The 25294-nt window shown below is 44.7% G+C and carries 19 protein-coding genes, 1 tRNA gene and 1 riboswitch; of the genes, 10 read left to right on the top strand and 10 right to left on the bottom strand.

Features of this window, described 5'->3' with window-relative positions; translation table 11 throughout:
• Nucleotides 1-22: 22 nt before the first annotated feature.
• The 4 genes from LT679_RS10685 to LT679_RS10670 form a co-directional block, all read right to left on the bottom strand.
• The gene (locus LT679_RS10685; protein ID WP_232177581.1) at nucleotides 23-1552 is read right to left on the bottom strand and encodes a SusD/RagB family nutrient-binding outer membrane lipoprotein; all 1530 of its coding nucleotides are present in this window, start codon (nucleotides 1550-1552) and stop codon (nucleotides 23-25) included.
• A 41-nt stretch (nucleotides 1553-1593) separates the two neighbouring features.
• Nucleotides 1594-4968 (bottom strand): SusC/RagA family TonB-linked outer membrane protein, encoded by a 3375-nt coding sequence (locus tag LT679_RS10680; RefSeq protein ID WP_232177580.1) that lies wholly within the window; start codon nucleotides 4966-4968, stop codon nucleotides 1594-1596.
• Nucleotides 4969-5182: 214 nt separating this feature from the next.
• Nucleotides 5183-6163, bottom strand: a complete 981-nt coding sequence (locus LT679_RS10675) for a FecR family protein (RefSeq protein ID WP_232177579.1) — start codon at nucleotides 6161-6163, stop codon at nucleotides 5183-5185.
• A gap of 96 nt (nucleotides 6164-6259) precedes the next feature.
• Nucleotides 6260-6826, bottom strand: a complete 567-nt coding sequence (locus tag LT679_RS10670) for an RNA polymerase sigma factor (protein ID WP_232177578.1) — start codon at nucleotides 6824-6826, stop codon at nucleotides 6260-6262.
• Between the two features lie 250 nt (nucleotides 6827-7076).
• A riboswitch (cobalamin riboswitch) is annotated at nucleotides 7077-7261 on the top strand.
• Between the two features lie 178 nt (nucleotides 7262-7439).
• Here LT679_RS10670 and metE point away from each other — a divergent pair.
• The 6 genes from metE to LT679_RS10640 all read left to right on the top strand — a co-directional run bounded on the left by metE (nucleotide 7440) and on the right by LT679_RS10640 (nucleotide 16850).
• A complete protein-coding gene (gene metE / locus LT679_RS10665; protein ID WP_232177577.1) occupies nucleotides 7440-9731 on the top strand; it encodes a 5-methyltetrahydropteroyltriglutamate--homocysteine S-methyltransferase in 2292 nt (763 codons plus the stop codon).
• Between the two features lie 392 nt (nucleotides 9732-10123).
• A complete protein-coding gene (locus LT679_RS10660) occupies nucleotides 10124-11434 on the top strand; it encodes an acetylxylan esterase (protein ID WP_232177575.1) in 1311 nt (436 codons plus the stop codon).
• A 14-nt stretch (nucleotides 11435-11448) separates the two neighbouring features.
• A complete protein-coding gene (locus LT679_RS10655) occupies nucleotides 11449-12300 on the top strand; it encodes a hypothetical protein (RefSeq protein WP_232177573.1) in 852 nt (283 codons plus the stop codon).
• A 12-nt stretch (nucleotides 12301-12312) separates the two neighbouring features.
• Nucleotides 12313-13134 (top strand): hypothetical protein, encoded by an 822-nt coding sequence (locus LT679_RS10650; protein ID WP_232177571.1) that lies wholly within the window; start codon nucleotides 12313-12315, stop codon nucleotides 13132-13134.
• 68 nt (nucleotides 13135-13202) lie between these two features.
• Nucleotides 13203-14480, top strand: coding sequence for an acetylxylan esterase (locus LT679_RS10645; RefSeq protein ID WP_232177569.1), 1278 nt, complete (start codon nucleotides 13203-13205; stop codon nucleotides 14478-14480).
• A 36-nt stretch (nucleotides 14481-14516) separates the two neighbouring features.
• On the top strand, nucleotides 14517-16850 hold the full coding sequence (locus LT679_RS10640) for a tetratricopeptide repeat protein (protein WP_232177567.1): 2334 nt from the start codon (nucleotides 14517-14519) through the stop codon (nucleotides 16848-16850).
• Between the two features lie 32 nt (nucleotides 16851-16882).
• On the opposite strand, the gene LT679_RS10635 is transcribed toward LT679_RS10640, so the two are convergent.
• Together LT679_RS10635 and LT679_RS10630 are read right to left on the bottom strand one after the other, a co-directional pair.
• On the bottom strand, nucleotides 16883-17101 hold the full coding sequence (locus LT679_RS10635) for a hypothetical protein (protein ID WP_232177565.1): 219 nt from the start codon (nucleotides 17099-17101) through the stop codon (nucleotides 16883-16885).
• 83 nt (nucleotides 17102-17184) lie between these two features.
• Nucleotides 17185-18279, bottom strand: a complete 1095-nt coding sequence (locus tag LT679_RS10630; protein ID WP_232177563.1) for a carboxypeptidase-like regulatory domain-containing protein — start codon at nucleotides 18277-18279, stop codon at nucleotides 17185-17187.
• Nucleotides 18280-18396: 117 nt separating this feature from the next.
• Between LT679_RS10630 and LT679_RS10625 the strand changes: the two genes are divergently transcribed.
• The gene (locus LT679_RS10625) at nucleotides 18397-18813 is read left to right on the top strand and encodes a hypothetical protein (protein WP_232177561.1); all 417 of its coding nucleotides are present in this window, start codon (nucleotides 18397-18399) and stop codon (nucleotides 18811-18813) included.
• A gap of 47 nt (nucleotides 18814-18860) precedes the next feature.
• Here LT679_RS10625 and LT679_RS10620 read toward each other — a convergent pair whose 3' ends face one another.
• Nucleotides 18861-19913: a TerC/Alx family metal homeostasis membrane protein gene (locus LT679_RS10620; RefSeq protein ID WP_232177558.1), complete on the bottom strand. Its 1053-nt coding sequence runs from the start codon at nucleotides 19911-19913 to the stop codon at nucleotides 18861-18863.
• Complete coding sequence (locus LT679_RS10615; protein WP_232177556.1) at nucleotides 19913-20884, bottom strand: polyprenyl synthetase family protein; 972 nt, start codon at nucleotides 20882-20884, stop codon at nucleotides 19913-19915. Before LT679_RS10615 ends, LT679_RS10620 begins: the two co-directional genes overlap by 1 nt.
• Nucleotides 20885-21167: 283 nt before the next feature.
• Between LT679_RS10615 and LT679_RS10610 the strand changes: the two genes are divergently transcribed.
• Nucleotides 21168-21255, top strand: a tRNA-Ser gene (locus LT679_RS10610).
• Between the two features lie 208 nt (nucleotides 21256-21463).
• On the opposite strand, the gene LT679_RS10605 is transcribed toward LT679_RS10610, so the two are convergent.
• Both LT679_RS10605 and LT679_RS10600 read right to left on the bottom strand, forming a co-directional pair.
• Nucleotides 21464-22093 carry a response regulator gene (locus LT679_RS10605; protein ID WP_232177553.1) on the bottom strand — a complete coding sequence of 210 codons (630 nt, stop codon included), beginning with the start codon at nucleotides 22091-22093 and terminating at the stop codon, nucleotides 21464-21466.
• A complete protein-coding gene (locus tag LT679_RS10600) occupies nucleotides 22086-24083 on the bottom strand; it encodes a sensor histidine kinase (RefSeq protein ID WP_232177551.1) in 1998 nt (665 codons plus the stop codon). The genes LT679_RS10605 and LT679_RS10600 overlap by 8 nt, the downstream gene beginning before the upstream one ends.
• 195 nt (nucleotides 24084-24278) lie before the next feature.
• Here LT679_RS10600 and LT679_RS10595 point away from each other — a divergent pair, with 195 nt between their 5' ends.
• Both LT679_RS10595 and LT679_RS10590 read left to right on the top strand, forming a co-directional pair.
• A complete protein-coding gene (locus LT679_RS10595) occupies nucleotides 24279-24758 on the top strand; it encodes a hypothetical protein (RefSeq protein ID WP_232177548.1) in 480 nt (159 codons plus the stop codon).
• 62 nt (nucleotides 24759-24820) lie between these two features.
• Entirely contained in the window at nucleotides 24821-25267 is a 447-nt protein-coding gene (locus tag LT679_RS10590; RefSeq protein ID WP_232177545.1) for a hypothetical protein, read from the top strand.
• Nucleotides 25268-25294: the final 27 nt, after the last annotated feature.

Below are 25294 nucleotides of genomic sequence, written 5' to 3'. Positions count from 1 at the left end.
CTAACCAAATTCTTTTTCTTCTTTATGGGCGATCCCACCACATACGGGTCAGAAACTCATCCGGGCCCTGACGGGCTATCGCCGCACGGTAGTTTTCGCCGTTTAAGTTCTGCTCCGTTGCCGGGTATAAAAATCGCCTGAATATTTTACCGCCCGTTGCATTGCCCACATAGTTATTAGGGGTAAGCTTAGGGTAGCCGGTACGCCTGTAAGTATTCCATGTTTCGGTAGCGTTAGGATATACGCCCACCCAAAACTGGGTGTAGATCTGCTCTAACTGCGCTTCGATGCCCGCACCGGTATTTAGCTCGTGGTTGCTGATATAGGTGTTTATCTGCTCTGTTGATATAACACCGCCGCCCGTGCCAAATTGTGCCCATTGCCTCATGGCCGCGCTTATACCATCCTCATAGGTATCACTGGCCGATGCGCCGGTATACCAGCCGCGCAAGGCGGCTTCAGCTAATAAAAAATTCGTTTCGGCATTGGTAAGTAATAAATAAGGTGTATTGCGTTGCAGTATAGTTGCCGGATTAGGCTCCGAGTATGTTACAAAATCAGCAGGCTTGGTGCCCAGCATGGCCGACATCCCTTTTTGTATTGCAACGCTACTATTCGGCTTGCCATCCACCCAAACTACGGATAGTACAGGCAAACGCGGATCGTTATTCGTTTTCAAAAAATTGATAAAAACATCCTGGAACTTGCCGCCCTCCGGGTTACTGTTGCCATTTGCGGCGATGTAGTCGGAGTTATACAAATTCAACGCGAACGGATTTTTATTGATATCCTGCCCGGTTGATACATAGCCGTTCACTTTGGCTACGTCCACATCCTCAATGATGATACCTCCTGCAATGGCTTTTTTAGCCCATGTTTCGGCAGCGGCAACGTCAACCTTGGTCATGCGCATGGCCAGGCGTAACATCAGCGAATAAGAGAATTTTTTCCATCTGGCCATATCACCGTTGTAAATCAGGTCGGCAGCGCCAAAGGTGGTCCCGGTAGTAGTTATCGCTGTGGCGGCTTCGTCTAATTCCTTCAGCATGTCGGCATAAATGTCCTGCTGCCTGTCGTACTTAGGTTTAAATATGCCATCGGTAAAAGCCTTGCCTGCCTCGCTGTAAGGCACATCGCCATATAGGTCGGTTATCCGGCTAAAGCAATATACCCGCCAAATGCGTGCGCACTGTAGCTGGTTTGATAGCGTCGCGTCATTCTTTACTTCACCTATAACCTGCAAGATCTCGTTTATTTCACGAGGATAGGCATTGTTGAACACCGGCCACGATTGCTGGCTTTGGCTCAACACATACTTGGCGCCAAAACCGGCCACATCATTATAGCTGGTGGTATATTGCATAGTGCCTTGCAGCAGGTTGAGCACATCGCCGGTACCATCCAATAACGATTTTGTAAAGATGAACGCCGGGGTTGGGTTTGGCGATGTGTTTGGGTTGGTATTCATCTCCTCAAAATTCTTATCGCATGCCTGTAAACCCATTGAACAGGCTATGATCAGTATAATATATTTTCTTAAGTCTTTTTTCATCTCAAATTGTCCTTTTAATAATTACTGGATCAATGCTTTACTTAAAACTTAACCATCAGGTTTAAACCAAAACTGCGTGTACGTGGTAAACCAAACGACTCAAAACCCTGGCTTGAGCCGTTGGTAAAGCTGGCCTCCGGATCAAAATTGTCGGTTTGGCTGTATATGGTAAGCAGGTTGCGCGCAACAAAGGCAATACTTGCTCCCTGCAGCCTGGCAAACTTCAGCTTATCAACAGGTATGTTGTAGCTCAATATCACCTGGCGCAGTTTTACAAAGCTGGCATCGTGCAAAAAGAGTTCGGAATACGATTTATTGTTATCGTAATAAGTGCGCAGATCAGCCACCGGTACGGTGCGCGAATACGGATTGCCAGCCTGGTCAACACCACTTAACTGCAAGCCTCCATCGCGGCCAGGTAAGGTGCTCTTCATCAGGCCTAAACGCGTGCCATAAATTTCCATCAGCGAGAGTATTTTGTTGCCGAACTTCCCGTCAACCAATACATTCAGGCTAAAGCGTTTGTATCTGAAATCATTGGTGAGGCCCATAGTGAGTGGTGCCACGCCATTACCTAAGGTTTGCAGGGGAGTAGCTACAGGCAGGCCGGTAGTTGAGTTATAAACAATGTTGCCTGCGGCGTCGCGCTGCATGCGTGTACCTACAATGCTGCCGTAGGGTTGGCCAACAATATTGTTGATGTAACCCCAGCCGTTTACGGATGATGCCATTTGTATCTGATCCAGCCCATCGGCCAGTCTTACCACCTCATTTTTATTGTAGGCAACGTTATAGCTTGCGCTCCAGGTAAAATCCTTTTTCTTAACAGGGGTACCATTAACCAAGGCCTCAATACCCTTGTTGCTCAGTTCGCCAACGTTAAGTATGCGGTTGTTGTAACCTGATGTGCCCGAAATGGCTACCGATACAATGTCATTAGCTGTCTTTCGGTTATACAAAGTCAGATCAAAGCCGAAACGGTTATCAAAAAAGCGAGCCTCAATGCCTGCCTCCGTTGTGGTTGAGGTATAAGGGCGCAAATTTGTATTGGTCATGGTAGTGCTGGCCACATTTTGCAATGGCTGCCCTGAGCTTGGTACCAGCATAAATGCCTGGTTGATCTGGTATGGATCAGGCGCGCCGCCGCCTACTTGTGCCCATGATGCACGCACTTTGGCATAAGTGATTGATTGCGGCATTTTAAACGCTTCGGACAATACAAAGCTACCGCCTACTGACGGGTAGAAGATGTTATTGTTTTGCGGACTAAGCGTTGAAAACCAGTCCTGACGGCCGGTAAAGGTCAGGTAGGCGAAGTTTTTATAACTCAAATCAGCCGAGCCCATTAAGGAGTTAATGGCGGTTTTGTTATTAGTTGGTGTGGTAGATATTGTCGATAAATTGGTGGAGCTATAGAAATATGGAATGATATAGTTAGCGCCTACAATGTTTGATTGATTGTAAACCGAGCGCTGTTGGTTAGCACCCACAAAAGCTGATATCCCAAAATCTTTCACCTGCGTATTGTAGTTCAGGGTTACCAACGCGTTGGTTTCTGATGCATCAGCCTTTAACTCATTGTACTGGCCGTTAAGTACATATAATGTACCTGTCGGGATGATGTAATTGTAGTTGTAGTTATAAAAATCGCGGCTTACCACACCCTTGATAGACAGGCTTTTCAGGAACTGGTAAGTTACCCCAGCCTGACCAATAAAGCGGTTCTTGGTATCTTTTTGTTGATATTTATTTACAACGAAGTAACTGTTTGAGGCTATGGATGCATCGTTCCAGGGAATTTCATTGCCGTTGGCATCATAACCGGGTTCCAGCCACCTGATATCGGCTGTATTGGCGATCATGTACGGCGTCCAGTTAGGGTTACCCAAGGCATCGCCTGCGCTGGGGCGGTTTTTTGCATTTTCAATGTTGTATTGCGCCAGGGCTTCAAAGCTCAATTTTGTACCGAGCTTACCGCTAACATTTAAGTTACCTGTTTTACGGTTATAACCGCTGTTAGGCAAAATGCTCTTGCTATCCAGGTCAGACATGGAGAAGCGGTACGTAACCGCCTCGGTACCGCCGGTAAAGGCTACCGTGTTGGTAAAGTTGGTACCTGTGCGGTAAAAGTTTTTAATGTTGTCCTTTTGGGCGGTGTATGGGTGTTCCAGGCCATCAAAACCAACATAAGTAGAGCCATCAATACGTGCGCCGAACGAGCGGCGGCCGGTTTGTATGGCGGCTGCTTGTGTCATTGGTTTTACACCGCCATCACCCTGGCCATACTCGTACTGCCAATCCGGAAACACTGAAGGTGATTCGGCAGTAAAGGTGGAGTTATATTCCACGCCGATACCTTTACCGGCACGGCCTTTTTTGGTGGTGATCAATATAACGCCATTGGCTGCCCGTGCGCCATAAAGTGCGGCGGCGGTGCCGCCTTTCAATACGCTCATGGATTCAATATCATCCGGGTTAATGCCCGCTATACCATCGCCGCGGTCGACGTTGCCGCCACCTGCATTAGTGGCCGCGCTGCCCCCGGGCACCGAGTTATCAATGGGCATACCGTTTACTACGTACAAAGGCTGGTTGCTGCCCGATAATGAACCATTACCGCGGATCAGTACCCGGCTTGATCCGCCAGGGCCGGTTGAGAGACCGGTAGCGTTAACACCGGCAACTTTACCGGTTAAGGCATTGGCTACGTTGTTTTCGCGTGCCTGGGTAAATTCATCGCCTTTTACTTCGGTAACGGCATAGGCCAAAGCCTTTTTTTGCTTAGAGATACCAAGGGCGGTTACCACCACCTCGTTAAGTTCCTTTTTATTTTCAGATAATTGCACGTCAATAGTGCTGCGGCCGTTTACAGGTATTTCCTGGGTTACAAAACCCATGTACGAGAATACCAAAATGCTGTTATCATCCGGTGCGGTAATTGTGTAACGGCCATCGGCATTGGTTACCGTGCCGTTGTTGCTGCCTTTTATCATTACACTTACGCCTATCAGGGGTTGTTTGGCATCGTCAACCACTTTGCCGCTAACCTTTACCGGCGCGGGTACAGCGTTGGTTTCCACCGAAACGGGTTCATTGGCAACAGGTGCTTTTTTATCAATTAAAACCACATTGCCCGATATGGAATAGTCCATACCGATAGGCGTTAACATTCTTTTTAAAACGGTGCCCAACTGCTCGTTACGGGCATCAATACTAACCTGTTGTGTGGTTACGATAGCATTACTGAAGGCAAAGCTGATTTTAGTTTCTTTATTTATCTGCCGAAGCACATCCTTTACCGGCATATTGGTTACATGCAGCGAGATACGGGTGTTCAGATCCTGCGCGGAAAGTTTTTTGGCTGACGCGTATGTAAAGCAAACTGAAATGATGGTACAAATTAGAGTTAGCCGCATAAATGCTTTGCATATCAAATGAGAGGACAATGATTTATTTGTCATATATTTGATCAAAATTTATAGTGATGAAATTCCCTTTACAGGGTTTGGCTATGAATTTTGGGCAACATGCCCAACGGGTTGGATGTGCTGGTACCACATTCAACCTTTTTTTATGTCGTAGTTTTTCTCTATAGTTTTTCTCCTTCTTTCATTAGTTAAGTATGTTGTTTTAGTTGGTGCTTATTGTATAGGTGCTATTATTAGCATTGGTATAATTGGTATGCGTTATTTTGGTAACGGCTTTTAAGATGCTTTGCAGGCCTTGACCCTGAAAAATGGCGGTTATGCGCTGGTTTGCCAGCTGTTTATCTTTTATAATAATATTAACGCCAAACTTGTTGCTCAAAACTGTTGCAACCTGTTTTAGGTCAGCATTTTCAAAAATCAGTTTATCATCAATCCAGGCAATGGCATCTTCGGGGTTTTTAAGTTTGGTTAATTCAAACTGTGTTTTGCCCTGATTCATCGTTGCTGATTGCCCGCGTGTGAGCACCGCGAGGGCGTTTGCCTGCTGATGCTTTACCGCCACCTTGCCGGTTAGTACGGTAACGTTTAACGGTGATGCCAACTGCGGATAAGCGCTTACCGTAAAGGTGGTACCCAAAACGTGCGTAAGCAGCTTGCCGGAGTGAATTACAAACGGCTTGTTTTCATCATGAAATACTTCGAAGTAGGCTTCACCTGTCAGGTACACTTCGCGTTTATCGGCGTTAAAATCGTCCGGATAGCGCAAGGTGCTGTTGGCGTTAAGCGTAACGCGGGTACCATCGGCCAGCAGCACTACTTTGGTTTTTGCGGCTGTAGTTCGTGCTGTTTGGTATACCGGCGCTTCGGGCTTTTGGTATCGGTTAAATAAAAACAGCGCTGAACTGCATATTAGTAAGATAGCAATAAAATATTTTATGCGTACACGCCCCCTGCGCATGCTCCACAAGCGCATCACCACGTTTTGCTGGATATCATCCCAATTTGCTGGTTTCGGCGTAGCCGTATTTGGTGCATCGTCCCAATGGCTTTTAAAAGCAGAGTCGAAATCATCAAAATTGTCTGATTGCTTTAGCAAATCAAACAACTCGTCAAACTCCTGGCGGGTACATGAATTGTTCATGTACTTTTCAAGAAGTTCTGATTTACGCTGACTTTGATCCATTTAATAGCTGATTGATACACTAAAGACACAGCATATCAGCTATCAGACTAATGAAAAGTAAAATAAAATTTGTTTTAGGCTGATTTGCAAGGCTTGTTAACTATAAACGCAGCAAAACAACAGCACCATAGCCGAGTGGACACCGTTTTTAGTAAGATAAGTATTTATAAAGCTAAGTGCAGCCATCAGGTGATTTTTAACCGTATGTTTTGAGAGGTTGAGCTGTGCGGCTATTTCATCGTACGTCATGCCGTCCTCTTTACATAGCTTATAAACCAATTGCCGTTGAGGCGATAGCTGGCTTACCGCGCGCGATATCAATTGCCGGCATTCCGCAGCAGCCAGCCGGGCTTCGGTATTATTATCATTAACTACGGCCACGCGCATCAATTCGTTAACCAGCCGGGTATCGCTTGCGGCTTTGCGCAGATAATTAAGGGAGTAGTTGCGGGTAATGGTGTAAATATAACCGCCCAGGTTTTTTACATCTTTCAAGGCTTCGGCATTGGTCCAAAGCTTAATAAATATTTCCTGCGTTATTTCTTCAGCAGCGTACTCAGATTTTGCTATAGCATAAACCTGGTTATAAACCTGCAGCTTATAATGCTCAAATACTTCCTCAAAGGTTAAATTTTGGTGGCGATTTAATTTAAACCCTCTCATCACAGTTAAATGGTTATTACATGATTTCGGACTTCCTAATATAATTAAAAAGCTTCCATAACAAAATTTAATTTGTTCAAATGTTATTTATCCGTTAAATAAATATAAAAAGCCCATTAAATGCATTGTTTAATGCGGCAATACTAATCATCGTCAATTAGCTGCCTACCTGCCTTTAAACGAAAAGCTACAGGCAAACCCTCATAATTTAATTTTACCTATTTTAGCGCCTGCAAGTTCTTTACTTATTCTTCATCAAACCGGTGCGGGTTTTACAAATGCTAAATTAATAGGGAACCGTGTGCAAATCACGGGCTGTCGCGCAACTGTAAGTAACGCAAAAGGTTTCTGCCAATAAATGCTCACTGTTTAATAAATGGGAAGAGCGGCAGAAATGTTACAAGCCAGGAGACCTGCCTGCCACCGAATTGACAATGCTTTCGCGGTATAAAGCAAATTGATCAGGTATGATGTACATTTCGAGCCATCTTTCTATTTTGAAGAAATGGCTGTGTACTGTTGTGCCCATTCTTTTTACTCTATCCTAAAACGCATTGCGAAGCTTGGGCTAAAGCGCTTTTAACAGATTTATTTATTTAATTTTTTAAAAGACATGCTAACGCAAAACTTAGGCTATCCGCGCATTGGTAGCCGCCGTCAACTCAAAAAAGCCTGCGAAAACTATTGGGCAGGCAAAATCGACCTGAAAGAACTTAACCAGGTTGCAAAAACAATTAAGGAAGATAACTGGCAAACGCAACTCGACGCGGGTATTGACCTGATCCCATGTAACGATTTTAGTTTTTACGACCAGATGCTGGATATGAGCCTGCTGTTAGGTGTAATACCCGAGCGCTTTGCCCATGTGCTTACCGAAGTGAAAACTAATACCGAAACCGACCTGTACTTTGCCATGGCCCGCGGCTACCAGCAAAACGGGCTGGATATTACCGCGCTGGAAATGACCAAGTGGTTTGATACCAATTACCATTACCTGGTGCCCGAGTTTACCCAGGCGCAGGAGTTCAGAATATTTTCAGAAAAAATATTTGCCGAGTACCAGCAAGCCCGCCAGTATCTAGGTAGCAAGGCCAAGCCTGTACTGATAGGCCCGGTAACTTACCTGTTGTTGGGCAAAGAAAAAGGCAGCCGTTTTGAACGTATCGACCTAATCAAAAAACTGGTGCCTGTTTATGTTGACATCATTAATCGCCTTAAACAGCAGGGTGCCGAATGGGTGCAAATTGATGAACCCGTTTTAGCCCTCGATCTTTCAGACGCAGAAAAAGAAGCCGTAGACTACGCCTATAAATGGATAAGCAATCGCGTTAGCGGGGTAAATATTTTGGTGGCAACCTATTTTGATGCGTTGCTTGATAACACCTCGCTTGCCGTAAATTTGCCTGTAGCCGCATTGCATATTGATTTGGTTCGCGCGCCGCAACAGCTGGATGCCGTGTTGGCGCAAATGCCTGAACGCTTAAAGCTTTCGCTGGGTGTGGTTGATGGAAGGAATATCTGGAAAAATGATTACCAGTCATCATTGGAATTGATTGCGAAAGCTAAAGCTGCTATCGGTGCCGAACGTGTACTTATTGCGCCGTCGTGCTCGCTGCTGCACACTCCGGTTGACTTGGATTTGGAAACAGAACTCGATTACGGTCTTAAAAACTGGATGAGTTTTGCCAGGCAAAAACTAAACGAGGTGAAGGAACTTAGTGCTATAACCGATGGTAACGACGATCAGCGCTTTCTGCAGGCCAATCAACAATCCATAGAGGCGAGGCGGTTGTCAACCCGGGTACATAAAGTTGCCGTTAAACAGCGTATCGCCGGGCTCACAGCTACCGACGATAAGCGCGTAAGTAGCTTTGCCGTCAGGCAGCAAATACAGCAGCAGCGTTTTAAATTACCGGCTTTCCCTACAACTACCATTGGCTCGTTCCCGCAAACTGAAGACATTCGTCAGCTGCGGGCTAAATTTAAAAAGCGGGAGCTAAGCGCCGCTGATTATGAGAAAGCTATTGAGCAGGCCACCATTGATGCCATACGCTGGCAGGAAGAAATAGGTATTGACGTACTGGTGCACGGCGAGTTTGAGCGTAACGATATGGTAGAGTACTTTGGTGAACAACTGGATGGCTTTGCCTTTACTAAAAACGGCTGGGTGCAAAGTTATGGCAGCCGCTGCGTTAAGCCGCCGGTAATTTATGGCGATGTTAACCGCCCGGCAGACATGACGGTTAAGTGGAGCAGCTTTGCCGCCGCCCAAACTGATAAGGTGATGAAGGGTATGCTTACCGGGCCGGTAACCATACTGCAATGGTCGTTTGTTCGGGATGATCAGCCGCGCGAGGTTACCGCCAACCAAATTGCCTTGGCTATAAGGGATGAAGTAGTTGCTCTGGAACAGAATGGTATCGGCATAATACAAATTGATGAGCCCGCCATTCGCGAGGGTTTGCCGCTGCGCAAAGCTAACCGTGCCGCTTACCTTGATTGGGCAGTTAAAGCATTCCGCATATCAGCCAGCGGTGTTACTGATAAAACCCAGATACACACGCATATGTGCTACAGCGAGTTTAATGACATTATTGAGCACATAGCTGCCATGGATGCTGATGTGATCACCATTGAAACCTCGCGCTCGCAAATGGAATTGCTGGAAGCATTCGCCAACTTTAAATACCCTAATGAGATTGGTCCGGGCGTTTATGATATCCACTCACCGCGGGTACCTACCACTGCCGAGATGGTGGCCCTGCTTGAAAAAGCCGCGGAGTTGCTGCCCGTACGTAATTTATGGGTAAACCCTGATTGTGGCCTTAAAACCCGCAAATGGCCCGAAACCAAACTGGCGCTGCAAAACATGGTAGCTGCAGCACAGCAGGCAAGGCAAACATAACCGCCGAAGCGGCAATTTAACTATCAAACGGGCAGGTACTTCCTGCCCGTTTTTGCTTGATCGTGTTCCTCAAAGCATTACAATCTCTTCGCACATTGTGTGCAAGGCTAAGTTGGTATTGAATTTGCCTTTTTACATTCATTGCAAACATCAGTTAATTAATACTTAATATTTAAAGCGGTTCAGTAGGCTGTGGCTAAGTTGTTTTACAGGCAACTATACAAATCACTACGCTTGCGCTATGCTCTACAATATGGGGTGTTGGGTAATTTTTTCCCTATTGTGGGTAAAATTATGCTTAGCTGACATTGCTACCCTAAAGTTTAAGTTGCCAACTATTGATTTTTCAGGCCCGGATGAATAAAATTTTAACTTTTATTTTCGCTATATGCATGAGCGTAGCTCTGCCTGTAGCCGCTTACAGCCAAACCGCTGAACACGAAGAGGGCGGTGAAGAAGAGGGCGAAGTGTTTCTGGATATCAAGCCAAAGATTAAGAATGCCATATTTAACGACCCGGCAGAAATTGCTTACGATATTAAAGTTAAAAGCACTTACAAAGAAGTGCAAGAGGGCAAGGTAAGCTATGAACTTAAAACCGACTATGGTAAGCATGTATTTACCGATTCGGTAAAAGTGAAAATAGCTCCGGGTGGCAGCAAAAAGCTCAGTTTTAAAATTCCTGCAAAAACACCGGGCTTTTACGAGCTGAGCTTTCGTTTCAATCTTTCATTATATGATGATACCGTGCGCCGGGTTTTTGGCGTAAAGCCTGATCAGATAGTAGCGGAGAATAACCGCCCGGCTGATTTTATATCCTTCTGGCAAAAAACACGCGACTCGTTAAGCAAGGTACCGCCTAAATACCGGGTGCTGGAGCGTAAGGACCTATCGACACCGAAGATCACCGTTTACCTGGTAGAGATGCGTTCATGGAACAATGCCCTGATACGCGGTTGGCTTACCATGCCTAAAAATCGGCCTAAAAAGCTGCCTGTACGCTACCGTGTGCCCGGATATTTGGTGACAATGGAGCCAAGCATGATGGAGGATGACTTTGCTGTATTCTCCATAAACGTACGTGGCAACGGCAACAGTAAGGATGCCATTAATACTAAAGGCATACAATACAACCTGTATAATATTGGCGACCGCAATTCTTATGTATACCGTGCGGTATATATGGACTGTCTGCGTGGGGTTGATTTTATTGCATCTCACCCGGATATGGGGCTGGATACTTCGCGTATATCTATTGACGGCGGCAGCCAGGGTGGTGCTTTGGCCATAATTACAGCTGCGCTGGATAAACGTATTAAACTGGTAACCACTGAGGTGCCGCTATACAGCGATATACACAACGCGGTGCGCATTTCAAAAGCCATGCACCCTAATGTACAAACCCCGGTTTGGTACATGAATAACTATGTAAGCCAAAAAACCGGCTTTACCGAACAGCGCCTGTTTAAAACCTGGGACTATTTTGACCCGCTGAACTTTGCAGGCATGGTGCGCTGCCCCGTGCTAATGGGTATTGGTTTGCTGGATGAACTTTGTCCGCCAAGCTGCAGTATAGCCATGTACAACAGGCTGGCCACACAAAAAAAGGAATTATGGATAACGCCCGATAAAGGCCACGAGGTTGATGGTAATTACTATCGCTTTCAGTACCAGTGGCTGCGCGAATATTTTTTACTGCCTTAATAACCTGAACCGGAATGAAAATTAATATACAGATACTTTTAAGCGCATCGTTTGCCGTGCTGATGCAAGCCGCCCCTGCAAGGGCAGGCTGGCCGGTAGGCAAAAGGCATTATGTAATATCAACCACCATATCGTTCTACAAGGCTGATAAGGGATGGAACAATGCAGGCAAGCTCGAAAATATTGACGGTAGTTTCCAGGCGCAATCATTAGGGGTGTATGCTGCTTATGGGCTTAGCCGTGGCCTTGACCTGATAGCTACCCTGCCTGCATCATATCAAACTACTACCAACCAATACGGTACCTTTCACCAAAGTGGCGCTGGCGATCTGCAACTGGGTTTGAGCGGAGTTTTAAAGCATTTTAATTATGCCAACTACATTACGCTATATGTTGGTGGTGTTGCTCCGTTGTATAAGAACAGCGATACCAAGGTATTTGGCTTGGGTAATACAGGCATGGTAGCGCGGCTATCAAACTCCGGTCCGTTGGGTAAAAAAACATATTACAATGTTGATTTAGGTGGCGGCCAATATTTCGGCAACAATGCGCCACGGCAACTAACCTGGGATGGGCTACTGGGTTTTAAATTGGATGATGCTAATCAGCTTAACTTCGGCTACGGCGGCATTTATTCGCAAAGCGATGATAAGGGACTTACGCTTAACGCTTTCGCTGCGCGCAATTATGCCTATCAGCGTGCCACGGCGGGGTTCGGGCACACCTTCTCCAAACGCTTCACCATGAATTTGAGCGGCTTTTACATTTTTACAGGCCGTAACACCGGCCAGGGTTATGGTGCTTCGTTGTCAGCATCAATGAAGTTGCCTTATTATGGCAAACATCATGCTAATTATTTAAGATAATACTCCATCAATATGAAAATATTTTACAAAACAGCCATTGCCTTTATAATTGCAGCATTACCCGCTACGGTACTGGCGGGCGGCTGGCCGGTAAAAAAAGGCAACTACCTGGTATCGGTTACGGCAAGCTACTTCAGGGCATCGCAACTGTGGGATAAGGGCGGCAGGCTGGGCAGTTATGAGCAGGGCGGATATTTCGAATCGCGCTCGTTATCGCTTTATGGCGAGTATGGTATTACCCGCAGGCTTACAGGGGTGGTATCATTACCTTACATCATTAACGAGTTTAAGCGTCAGGATATGCCTGCTGCAACATCTCAGGGTTTGGGCGATATGGAGTTTGGCGTAAGGTATTACCTCACCAACATCAACTTTAAATATTATTTTGCCATACAGGGTATGGCCATAGCACCGCTCTACAGCGATACCAGCCTCGGCTTTTCATCAGGCGGTGCCGAGGTGAGGGCAATTGGTTCGGGCAGCGGCAAGATCGGCTCAAAAAATTATTACATGAACCTTGAAGTGGGCGGCCGCCAGTATTTTCAGAATGCCGGGCCATTCCAGGTGCGGTACACGGGTGCCTTTGGTTTGAATTTTGACAAGCATAACCAGCTGGCATTGGGTGTATCAGGCAACTACTCAACCAGTATAAATAAAATACTGGATGAAAACCTGGTGCTGAATAAGGATTTTTCTTACACGCAAGGCTCATTTAGCTATGCTTATATCGTTAATCCTAAGCTGTCGTTTTTCGCGGGAGTTAACCAGTTTTTGGTAGGGCGGTCAACCGGTAAGGGTACTACGTTTTCGTTATCAGTAATAACAAAGTTCTAATAATGTATAAAGTCAGGATACTATTTACGGCTGTATTGATGCTTGTGGCAACACAGGCTTTTTGCACCGTGAGCAGTTTTTTGCAGCAACAGGATGAGGAGCACGGCAGCGGTGCCGAGCAGGAGGGCGAATTTACGTTTGAAGCATCGCCCAAAAAGAAAGAAGGCATTTTTCAGCCGGGCGAGAAAGTGGAGTATGAGCTGAAGATACATAACTCATACAACTTAGTGCAGGAAGGCACGCTAAGCTACCTGGTAACTGACTTGAAGAATAAGGAATTGGGATCCAAATCAATGCCAATAAAGCTGGGAAAACATGCCAACGGCAAATACGCTTTTACCCTCCCGCAGCAAAAAGACCCGGGTTTTTATAAGGTAGCTTTCATGATAAACGTTACCGAGTATGATGATACTCTACGCCGCGTTTATGGCTTTAACACCAAACAAATAAAATCTACCGCCGCCCGGCCGGTTGACTTTGATGATTTTTGGTCGGATGCCCGCGCGGAGCTCAACGCCGTGAAGCCCAACTTCAAGGTAATCGAGCAGCCAGATATGGCGCAGGGGGGTACGAGTGTTTATTTGGTAGAGGCGCAATCATTAGGTAACCTGAAGGTGCGCGGCTGGCTTACCATACCCAAAAACCTTAAACCCGGTAAAAAGCTGCCGGTATGGCTGGTGCTGCCGGGATATGGCGGTATCGGTGTTAAGCCGATATTTGGCAACTCGGAACTTGCTATCTTGTCTTTTAACGTTCGCGGGCAGGGCAACAGCCGGGATATTGTGCATCCTACAAAAGATGGTTACCTGACTACCGATATCGAGAATAAAAAGAAATATATTTACCGGGGCGCCATAATGGATTGCATACGTGCGGTCGATTTTATCTGCTCCCGCCCGGAGTTGGATTCAACCAACATCATTTGCTCAGGCGGTAGTATGGGGGGCTATTTAAGTATTGTTACCTGTAGTTTGGATAAGCGCGTTAAATTATGCTCGGCCAACAACCCGGTATTTTGCGATTTCAGGGCGCTGCAGGGCAACCCCGACTGGCCAATGAGCGCCATAGTTAAATACAGTAAAGACAAATACCTCCCGCTTAACAAGCTGCTGGATAACCTGGATTATTATGATCTGAAAAATTTTTCGGGGAATTTAAATTGCAAGGCGCTTATTGGGGTGAGTTTGCTGGATAACCTGGCGCCGCCATACAACGAGTACACCATGCTCAACAATATTAAATCGACCCCCAAGGTGTTTGTTTACCCGGAGCTGGCGCATGAGGTACCGCCGTCATTGTTTACTTATTTAAGTAACTGGATGATGGATGAATTCGGAATTTTTTAAGACTATTGTATCACCTAAGCAGGTTTTGCATCATATATGAGATATTGTTTATTGTTGCTGTTATTTGTGTATGCCCCTTTCGCGTTTGCGCAAACGAGTGATGCCTACGTGCAACGTGGTAATGCCAAGGCCAATGCCGGTAATCAGCAGGGAGCCGTTGAGGAGTTTACTAAGGCTATCGAGGTAAATCCCAAGAACATCAATGCCTACTTTTACCGGGCCAATGCCAATGGCAACATGCAAAACTTTAAAGCAGCGGTAGATGATTTTACATCTGTTATTGAGCTCAAGGACAATTATCCGAACGCTTATTTTTATCGCGCCAATGCCAAAAGCAACCTCAAGCAGTTTAAAGAAGCCATCATTGATTTTGACAAGGCCGCCCTGCAAAACAGTCGTAATGCCGACATATTCCATTATCGCGCCAATGCCAAACTAAATATTGGCGACAATGCAGGCGCCATTACTGATTTTACCCGCGCCATCGGCATTAACCCTAAAAAATACGAGCTGTTTGAATACCGCGGCGTAGCCCGTGCCAACATTCATGATTATACTGGTGCCGTGGCCGACTATACGCAATCTATCAAGCTTAATCCGCGTAACGCCGATGTGTATTACTATCGCGCAAACGCAAAAAGCAACCTGGCGGATTTCAGGGGGGCGATAGCTGATTTTGACAAGGCGCTGCAGCTTAACCCGCGCAATGCCGAAGCATTTTACTATCGTGGCAACGCCAGGAGCAATATTAACGACAATAAGGGCGCTATTGATGATTATAACATGGCCATTAAGCTAAACCCAAAGTTAACCGACCTGTATCATTACCTGGGTAACGCCCGCAGCAATAGCGCCGATAACAAAGGTGCCGTTGCCGATTATACAAAGGCAATTGAACTTAATCCGGTTAATGCTGAGCTGTATTTGTACAGGGGTATCGCGTATAAAAATTTAAGCCAGGCTGATTCGGCCATGGAGGATGTTAACCGTGCTATCCGCCTTAATCCTAAATATGCAGATGCTTATTTGAACCGCGCTTATCTGCATATTGACAGTCAGCGTTTTGAAGCCGCAGTAATGGATGCAGACACCACTTTATTGTATAGTCCTAAAAACGATAATGCTTTTGCAGTACGCGGAAAGGCTAAATACTATATGAAGGATACCACTGCCGCGCTGGAAGATATTAATAAGGCGCTTGAGCTGAACCCGCAAAGCGAAACCGCCTACAATACCCGCGCCGACCTAAAGGTGGATATGGGTCAGTATGCCGAAGCGATAAAGGACTACGACAAGATATTGGCCATTAACCCCGGCCGTACTGATATTTACACCAAACGCGGCGATGCCAAAGCGGGTGCCGGTAATAACAAGGCCGCCATGCTTGATTATGAAAAGGCATTAGAGCTCAACCCTAAAAATGAACAGGCCATACTTAACCTGGGCATAGCAAAAGATAAATTGAGCGATTATAACGGCGCACTCAAACTCTATAACGCCGGGATTACCATCAACCCCAAGAATAAGTTTTTTTACCTGCAACGGGGTATAACACGTAGCCATTTGGATGGCTCGCGGGTAGCCTTGCTTGATTTTGACCGGGCTATAGCTATTGACAGTAACTTTGCCGAAGCCTATGGCAACCGAGGCTTGGAAAAACTGCGCGACCGTGACGGCGAAGGTGGATGGATTGACCTTAACCACGCCATACAGCTTAACCCCGCGCCCGAAAATTACCTGTTGCTTGGCGGTGCTAAAATGGAGCAGAAAGAATACCAGGGCGCATTGGATTATTACAGCTTAGCTATTGAGAAAGCTCCCCGCAATATTAAGGCCTACATGATGCGTGGCATAACGAAAAGCCTGCTGGCTGATACCGCCGGTTGTTTTGATGATTTTAATACGGCCTTTAAGATTGAACCGCAGAATGAAAATATTTATATTGAGAGATCAAAAGCGCGCTTGAACCTGCGCGACTCTATTGCCGCGGTAAAGGATTGCAATACGGCTATTGACCTCAACGCGCAAAATGCTTCAGCTTTTTTGCAAAGAGGCGTTGCCAAATTCGCGCTAAAGGATTCGCGCGGGGCTATACAAGATTATACTGAAGCGCTGCGTTTGCAGGATAACCTGAAGCAAGCCTATATCCGCAGGGGAGAGGCTAAGGCCCGTTTACGTAATTATGTGGATGCCATTACCGATTACAATACTGCGCTAACCTACAATGATCGCGACAAGCAAGCGTATTACCTGCGCGGCCTGGCGCGTATAGCGCAAAAGGAAAAGGACAGCGGTTGCCTTGACCTAAGTAAATCGGGCGAGTTGGGGCTTAAAGAAGCATACGATGCCATACGTAAGTATTGCAACTAAGCTATCAATAGTTAAAAAAACAGAAATTTTAATTAAAACTCCTGGCGCGTGCGCTCTATCATGCGCTTGCGGTCGGTTACGTTTTTGTAGGGGAAAAGGTTATCAGCAATTAACGAATACAGCAACACATTTACTGCCGGTATATAAAATACTGCCTGCACGTCCGGGTGATCCCGATAGAAAACCACGCACAGCAATATGCTTAAAAAAGCTACCGCCAGAAAGAAAAGATATTTTGCAAATCGCTTCATTAATTAAGAGGCTGTAAAGATAAGTAAAGGCGCTGATAATCAGAAAACAAATTGCTGAAATTATAAATATTAAAAGTATTTATTTAATCAATCGGCGGCTCATAATTTACAGGTAAAAGTTCGGCAACCCGTTGCGTGGCCCATATGCCTTCGTTTACCACGCTATGCGGATCGGTTAGTACGCCATTAAGGTCAAAAGCGGCAAAATTTCCCTTAATGGTCATGATAGAGGCCTCGTGTTTTGGCGCTTCCTTCAGGTTCATGGCAAAAGCGTTAGCCTCGGTGTTGCGGCGTTTTTTGTACATTACATACAGGCAATCCTTAAACTGCAGTGCAAACAGGGTACGTTGGTCGGTATGCTTTACATAATCAGTTACCGATAGCGGTTGTTTTATCAGGTATTGAACACGATCAAACATGCCTTTGCCTTTAGAACTATCGCGCACCAGCCGGAGTACTTCAAAATACTCATCGGCCAAACGGTTGCCAACTGCCGACCGAAGAAAGTGTACTTGTGAACCCAGGTAAGCCTTCAGCCGGTTCTTTTTCCATTTCTTTTTTTGCGATGATGTACCTTTCATTTCCTCAAACAAGGTGGAGCCGCCATAAAAAAGCATTCTCCGGCTTTTATCAAAGTCGAACTCCTGTAGCAGGTATTTAATCCGATAACCTAACTCGTTGTTTTCGATGATCAAAAAATCATCAGTAGTAGCCTTTAATACCTGTTTGTTCTTGCTGTATTCCAGGTTAAGTAGCTCGGGGTTAAGTATTTTGCATTTGGATGCCAGTTTGGACGATCCTAAGAACTCCCGTTTAAAAATATCGTATTTAGCAAACCAGTCAGCATCCGGGCGTACGTTCACCTCAGATAATACGATGGATTTGGGTAGCAGCTTTATGGTTTTCAGGTCGATATTATCGGTCTCCATAAATACGCTGCCCATATAGGTTTCGTAGCCAACCGAAGAAATAATTAACTCATACTTGCCACCTTTAACATTTTGTAAGGTAAAAGCGCCATCGTTGCTGCTTGCAGTACCTATGGTAGTGTTATTGAGTAATATGCTTGCGTTATTAATGGGCTTGTTATCTATAGCGTTAAGTACCCTGCCGCTGATTTTGTATTGGGCAATGCCGCTTAGCGGAAAGAGTAACAGGAGAAGTAACCAAACGCGCATTTAACTAATATTTTAGTTTAAATATAGACAACTATTATACATCTGCAAATAAAAATACGCTGAAGGGTTAAACCTTTTTTGTGCCGATTGTTCTTACCCATATAAACACATTACAATATGAAAAGAATTTTGACCCTCGCACTGTTGTTCGGCATAGCACTATTTGCCTCTTCATGCAAAAAAGAAGTTACCGAAGTTATACAGCCTAACCAAACGGTTTTTAGAGAAGTAAGAGCCAGTGACTGGGTATTAAAAACTGACCAGCAAACAGGCGCCAAAACATGGTCTGCAACATTGGGCATTAATCAGCTTGACGAATACATTCATGACAATGGAGGTGTGCTGGTTTATGCCAGTTTTGACAATGGAGTTTACGAACAAATACCGCAGGTTTATAATGGCATAGCATACAGCATGTCTTATGTTCCCCGAGCTATTCAGTTAGATGCTCAATTATCAGATTACACAAATGATGACATTTCACAACCTGGCGATGTATCTATCAAGATTGTATTGATTGATTCAGTGCCGTAAGTAAAAGATAGTTTGAAATGAAAATGCCTCGCGAAAGTGGGGCATTTTTATTTATCGGCCACCTGCTTTTTAGGAAACATCAGCGAGGCTACTATACTTAAAACCAATATTCCTACTATAACAAATAATGAGTGTACGGTATCAAAACCCCATTGCTCAAAATAATGCCCGGCAAGCATTTTAATACCTATAAAAACCAGCAGCGCAGCCAAACCTACTTTTAGGTAATGGAACTTATCAATGATGTTCACGAGTAAAAAGAACATGGAGCGCAAACCCAGTATGGCAAATATGTTGGAAAAGAATACGATGTACGGATCTTTAGTTACTGAAAATATAGCCGGGATGGAGTCGACCGCGAATATTACATCCGTAAATTCAATAATCAGTAATACCAGGAATAGGGGGGTAAGCAGCCTTTTACCATCACTTTTTACAAAAAAGCGGCCGCCCTCAAACTGAGGATGTATACCAAAAAACCTCGACGCGAACTTTACTACCTTATGGTTCTTCGGGTCTATTTTTTCTTCCTGATTGCGGTTGATGAACATCGTAATACCCGTATAAATCAGGAACGCGCCGAAAATATATAATATCCAATGGAAGTTCTCTATCAGCGTAGCGCCCAAAAATATAAACGCGAAACGCATTGCCACTGCACCCAAAATGCCCCACAGCAACACTTTGTGGTAGTAACGCTCTTCTACACCAAACGCCGAGAATATCAGCACCATTACAAAAATATTATCTACAGATAGGGCGTACTCCACTACATAACCCGTAATAAATTCGAGGCCCAGGTTTTTACGGTACAGTGCAAGGCTGGCATCAAAGTCAGCAGGGTTAAGTTTGAGCTTGTGCGCGTTTTCAAGGTTCTTTTTTTGTAGCTCGGCAAAATTGTCAATGCCATGCAGCAGGTGCCCATATTGCGTAATAAGCCAGTAAAAGCCTAACGCCAGTATTATCCAAACACCACTCATAATGGCAGCTTCGCGTGCGCTTACCGGCTTGTTCTTTTTTGCGAACAGGCCGAGGTCAATAGCAAGCATCAACCCTATAAAAACTATAAAGCCTACTATAAAGATAAGTTCGTTTGCCATTATTTGGTTCTTTCGGTGGTGTAGCGCACTAATTGTTCCAAACCGGTGCGGGCGTCACCTTCCGGAAAGGTACGGAGAATATCAAAAGCGCGCTCCTGGTATATTTTCATTTGCGATTCCGCATAATCCAGTCCGCCGGCTTGTTTTACAAAGCTGATGATCTGCATGATTTTTTCCGGCTCGTCATTATGATTTTTCACCAGGCTCATCATGCGCTTCTTTTGTGATGGCTCGGCATTTTTAAGTGCGTAAATGAGGGGCAGAGTCACTTTTTTCTCTTTAATGTCGATACCAAGGGGTTTGCCCACATCATCGGTACCAAAATCAAACATATCGTCCTTTATCTGGAAGGCAATGCCGATGTTCTCGCCAAAGTCATGCATTTTTTTAACCACCTCGTCACTCGCTCCGGCAGATGCAGCGCCACAGGCACAGCAGGCGGCAATAAGCGAAGCCGTTTTTTGGCGGATCACCTCGTAGTACACCGGCTCATCCACATCCATGCGGCGTACTTTTTCAACCTGCAACAGCTCGCCCTCGCTCATTTGCTTAACCGCTTCTGATACAATTTTGAGCAACTTAAAATCGTCGTTATCAATAGAAAGTAGCAAGCCTTTTGATAGCAAGTAATCGCCCACCAAAACGGCAATCTTGTTTTTCCATAAAGCGTTGATGGAGAAAAAACCACGGCGCTGGTAGGAGTTATCAACCACATCATCATGCACCAGCGTTGCGGTATGCAAAAGTTCAACAAGTGCCGCCCCTCGGTGCGTACTCTCATTAATTCCGCCGCAAATGCTCGCCGAAAAAAAAACGAACATAGGCCGTATCTGTTTGCCTTTGCGTTTCACGATGTAATGGGTTATACGGTCGAGCAAGGGCACCGAGCTTTGCATAGAGGCTTTGAACTTGGCCTCGAACGCGTCAATATCGGCAGCAATAGGTTTTTTTATTTCGTTAATGCCGGGCATTCAAACTTTTGTACAGATGTATAATTAAATGATAGCAACAGCCTATCAGCAGGCAAACATAAGCTAAAAATAAGCGATATGCACGAGGCGAAAAAAATTTTTAGATACCGATTAAACTTTTTTGCCAAACTACGCTCAAACAAAGCGAACGTGGATACGGAGGGTTTGAATTAGTTTACTTTTATGTTTATAGAGCGGAGCGGAATCGGTAAATGGTCGGTTTCGCTTTTTTATTTAAACATGGTTATAATATATTACCTTTGCTGCCCTGCAAGTTTAAAACGGAGAGGTGTCTGAGTGGTCGAAAGAGCACGCCTGGAAAGTGTGTATACGTCAAAAGCGTATCGAGGGTTCGAATCCCTCCCTCTCCGCTGATTTTCATACTGAAGTGACTTAAAAGCCCGTTTTTCGCATGGAAACGGGCTTTTTCAATTTTTCGTTGAGCTGTTTTATACGCCAATTCGTAAGCTTTTGGTGCTAATTCAATACCCTTTACAAAGCGATATTTTGGTGAGTTGATTAGTTTAATAACTGTTTATGTATTTATAAATGATAGCATGTTTATTTAATACATGCTACCTATAATTGCTGTTGACGGCTTGCTTCCATAATTAACTCAGCCACGTTTTTTACACCAAATTTTTGTATCAGGTTTTTTCGGTGCGTATCAACCGTTAGCGGACTAAGGAATAATTCCTGGGCAATCATCTGGCTGGTTTTGCCCGCTGCAATCAGCACAAGTATTTCCTTCTCCCGGCGGGTGAGCCTTGGTACCCCCTGCAACTCATTTTTTGATGGGCGGCTGATGATTTCCATTACCTCTTTGCTGTAGCAGATGTTGCCTTTTACAGCCTCGCTTATACAATGCCGCAATTCATCTATCGAGCTGTTTTTCAATAGATAACCGCTGGCGCCATTTTGAATGGCCTGCATAATAATGCTTCGTTCAGTATGGTTACTCAAGATCAGGATGCTGGTTGATAACGATAGCTGTTTGATTCTCTGGCATAATTCAATTCCGTTGATATCCGGCAGCGTGATATCTAAGAGCACCAGGTCAAGCTTGTTGTTTTCGATATATGATAATAACTCTTCACCTTTACAAAAACCGCTAACAATCCGGAGGTTTTCTTCATTTGCCAGTAGCGTTTTCAATCCTTCTATCACTATCGGATGATCGTCAACTATAGCGGTAAGTAATTCAGGCATCAGCGTTTGTGTTAAGTTCGATATTAATGGAGGTTCCATCGTTGATCACGGAGCGTAGTTCAAATTTACCCTTGAGATAGCTGATGCGGTTTTTTAGGTTCTCCAAACCCATCCCTTTGCGGTTTTCGAGGATTGCCGTGTCAAACCCGATGCCGTCATCTTCAAGTGTGATAAAAAACACAGAATCGTTCTGTGAACATTGCAACAATATATTCTTCGCCTGCGCGTGTTTAACAGCATTGGAAAGCAACTCCTGAACAATACGATAAATATTAAGCTGCACTGAAAGGGCGATGTCCTTAGTGATGCTAAATGTCTGGAAATCGATGTGCAACCCGTCGCGCATGTAAAATTCACTTAAGTCTTTCAAAGCTACCTCTAATCCGAATTTTAACAGGGTTTCGGGCAATAAGTTGCGAGCAATGCGCCTTAACTCCGTTACTGATGAATCCAACTGGCCGATAATGCGGTAGAGGTCTTTATCCTTCGCATAGTCACCTTTGGTTTCGGTAAGTCCGGACAGGCCAATTTTTACCCCAGCCAGCATACCGCCCAAGCCATCATGCAAGTCGCGGGCAACGCGTTCCCTCTCATGCTCTTCGCCATCAAGCATAGCCTTGGTTATTTTAAGCTGTTGCTTTTGCTCCAATTCATGTAACTGTTGCTGGTGGTTAATCTCCCTTTGTGCTACCAGTTTGCGTTGGTTTCTGGCGCTTATCGCCACCAGCCCTAATATGGCAAGCAGTAATAAACAACCCATACCCAGCAACCAGTTAAAGAGACGCTCGTTTTTAGCTTTTAACTGCGCTTGTTTGTTTTGCGCCTGTAAGTAAGCAATCCGTTTCTGGTTCTCGGCCGTTCGGTATTTTGTTTCTAATTCATTAATCTTAAGCTCGGTTTCGCTTTTATGAACACTGTCCGTTAGCTGCTGATGCTTGCTTTGCCAGAGGTATGCCTGTTTATAGTCGCCCAACAGGTTACTGGTCTTCGCCAGTTCTCCGTAAATCATTGCCCTATCATTTACGCTGGTAAGCAACGTGCCCTCTTTAACAATGCCAAGCAATATACGCTGTGCCTGTGCATAGTTTTTTTGTTGTACGTAAGCATCATATTTTCTAAACAAAAACTGCTGATACATTTGCGTTTGGTTATACCGTTTGGCTAACACAATACCTTTGTCTGCACTTTTTAGCGCTTCATCAAATTGTGCTGTTGTAGTATAATACAAGGCTTCATTATAGTAATAAAGCGTATTATTAAGTGAGGTTGGAAAAGGCGCGAGCATAGCCTTTGCCTTTTCCAAAAAGGCCTTTGCCGCTGCCGATTTTTTGTCGTAACAATTAATGCTTACGCCGCTGAGGTACGCAAAAAGCAGGTTGATTGATTTTGGAGTAGTTTTCTCTAATAACGCTATCGCCTTGTTATTATAATCATCTGCCTTTGCAAACTGGTAATTATTCATCAGTATGGTAGAAAGCTGGGTATAAAAAAAGGCAAGCCTGGTATGATCACCTGACTTTTCGGCGTAAGGAAGTACTTTATTTATGGTAATATTGGTAATAAAATTATAGCCTTTACTCTGGTTCATCAAAGCATAATTAAACCATGCCGCCGCCAGTTTACCATAAGCATCAGGCGTACGGAATGCAGAAAGTGCTTTCTGTGCCTTGGCAAATGCAGCAGACGCTTTACCTGTGTTCCAGGTATAATAGTATTGTCCTTCGTAAAAATAAGACAGTGCCCGTAGATAGGCAGATTTGCCGACAAATTGTTTTCCCTGTAAAAGATATCTCTTGCTTTTGGTGGTGTCTTTAAACTTCCAATACTCTACCAGCATAAAACTGGCCATGGCTTTGGCGCTGTCCTGTTTGGCTGATCGTAGTACATTTTCAAGGCTGTCTACGTGCCGTTTCTCATCAAGCGGAATCTGCTGCTGTGCCCGGGCAAGCAAAGTAGAAAACATAAACAGGCAGATCAGGTACTTTTTCATCAGATAAATTTTGCTCCGGTTAATATTCCGAAACACTCAAATATCAGCCTAATAAATAATATCGCGAATAGCACCGCTTGCAAAACCAATTAAAATACCTAAAAATCAGTATAGAAAAACACACCTTTTAAGGGATTTCAGGAGCGTTGTGTTTGAAATAATTTTGTGGCCTATCTATAATTTATTATACTAACTATGAAAAATTCAATTTCAAGAAAATTATTTGCGGCTATTGCTATCGTCGTTTTTATTGCCGGCTTAACCTCATGCGGAAAGAAAGACAGCGATGACAACGCGCCTGAATCCGGTAGCCGCACAGCAAAATTTACCATTACGGTTACCGGCGCTCCAGAATCTGCTTACATATCGTTTGTGATGGTTGGCTTAACCAACAACACTTCTGAAGCCACCGTATGGAAGGTGAACGGGGCTGTGCAAAACAACCAAAGCGCAGTAAGCCTCGGTAAAAACGATTTCAGCGGAAATACTAAAACTTACGTTATCGAATCAACCAAACCGCTAAATGCTATAAGCGCAGGCATACAATGCCTTAGCCCTGGTAACGAGGCTTACAAAGTTAGTTACAAGGCAGAAATTAACGGCGAAGTAAAGGAAAATTTAAAGGACTTTACGGTAACCAAAACGGCGGATCTTACCCGCGATTACACCTACTAAATAGGCGCTTTACAAGTTAAAAATCATTCTCATTTAAATTAATTACCAGTAATCAATTAACTATGAAAAAGATCATGATCATTTGTGTTGGCCTGATGTTACTCGGGTCATCAATTACTAAAGCTCAGGCTATTTTAGATAAAGTGGACAGGGCGACTGATAAAGCCGACCGTGCGGGCCGCACTGCCGATCGTACTAAAAGTACCGGCGATAAATTATTAGGCTTTTTTGGCAAAAAGAAGGACAGCGCTTTAACAGAAAAAACAACTGTAAAGCTGTCAGGAATTGATTTTTCTACACTAAAATCTATCAACGATAAATTACGGGGCGCAAAAGGCATCGAAAGCACCAAAATGAAATATAGCTCATCGGGTTCATCTATAGTTTTGGAGCATGCCGGTTCAACCTCAGATATTTTAAAAACCCTGCAAAAGGCCGCGCCTGATGTTTTTGCCGAGAAGAATATTGATGGTATGGATGATGGTGAGATATCCATCAAACTGAAGTAAACTATAACGATAAACTATTCCACCTGC

The organism is Mucilaginibacter roseus, from assembly GCF_021215455.1.
Lineage (GTDB): Bacteria > Bacteroidota > Bacteroidia > Sphingobacteriales > Sphingobacteriaceae > Mucilaginibacter > Mucilaginibacter roseus.
This window is presented reverse-complemented; position numbering and strand designations above follow the sequence as displayed.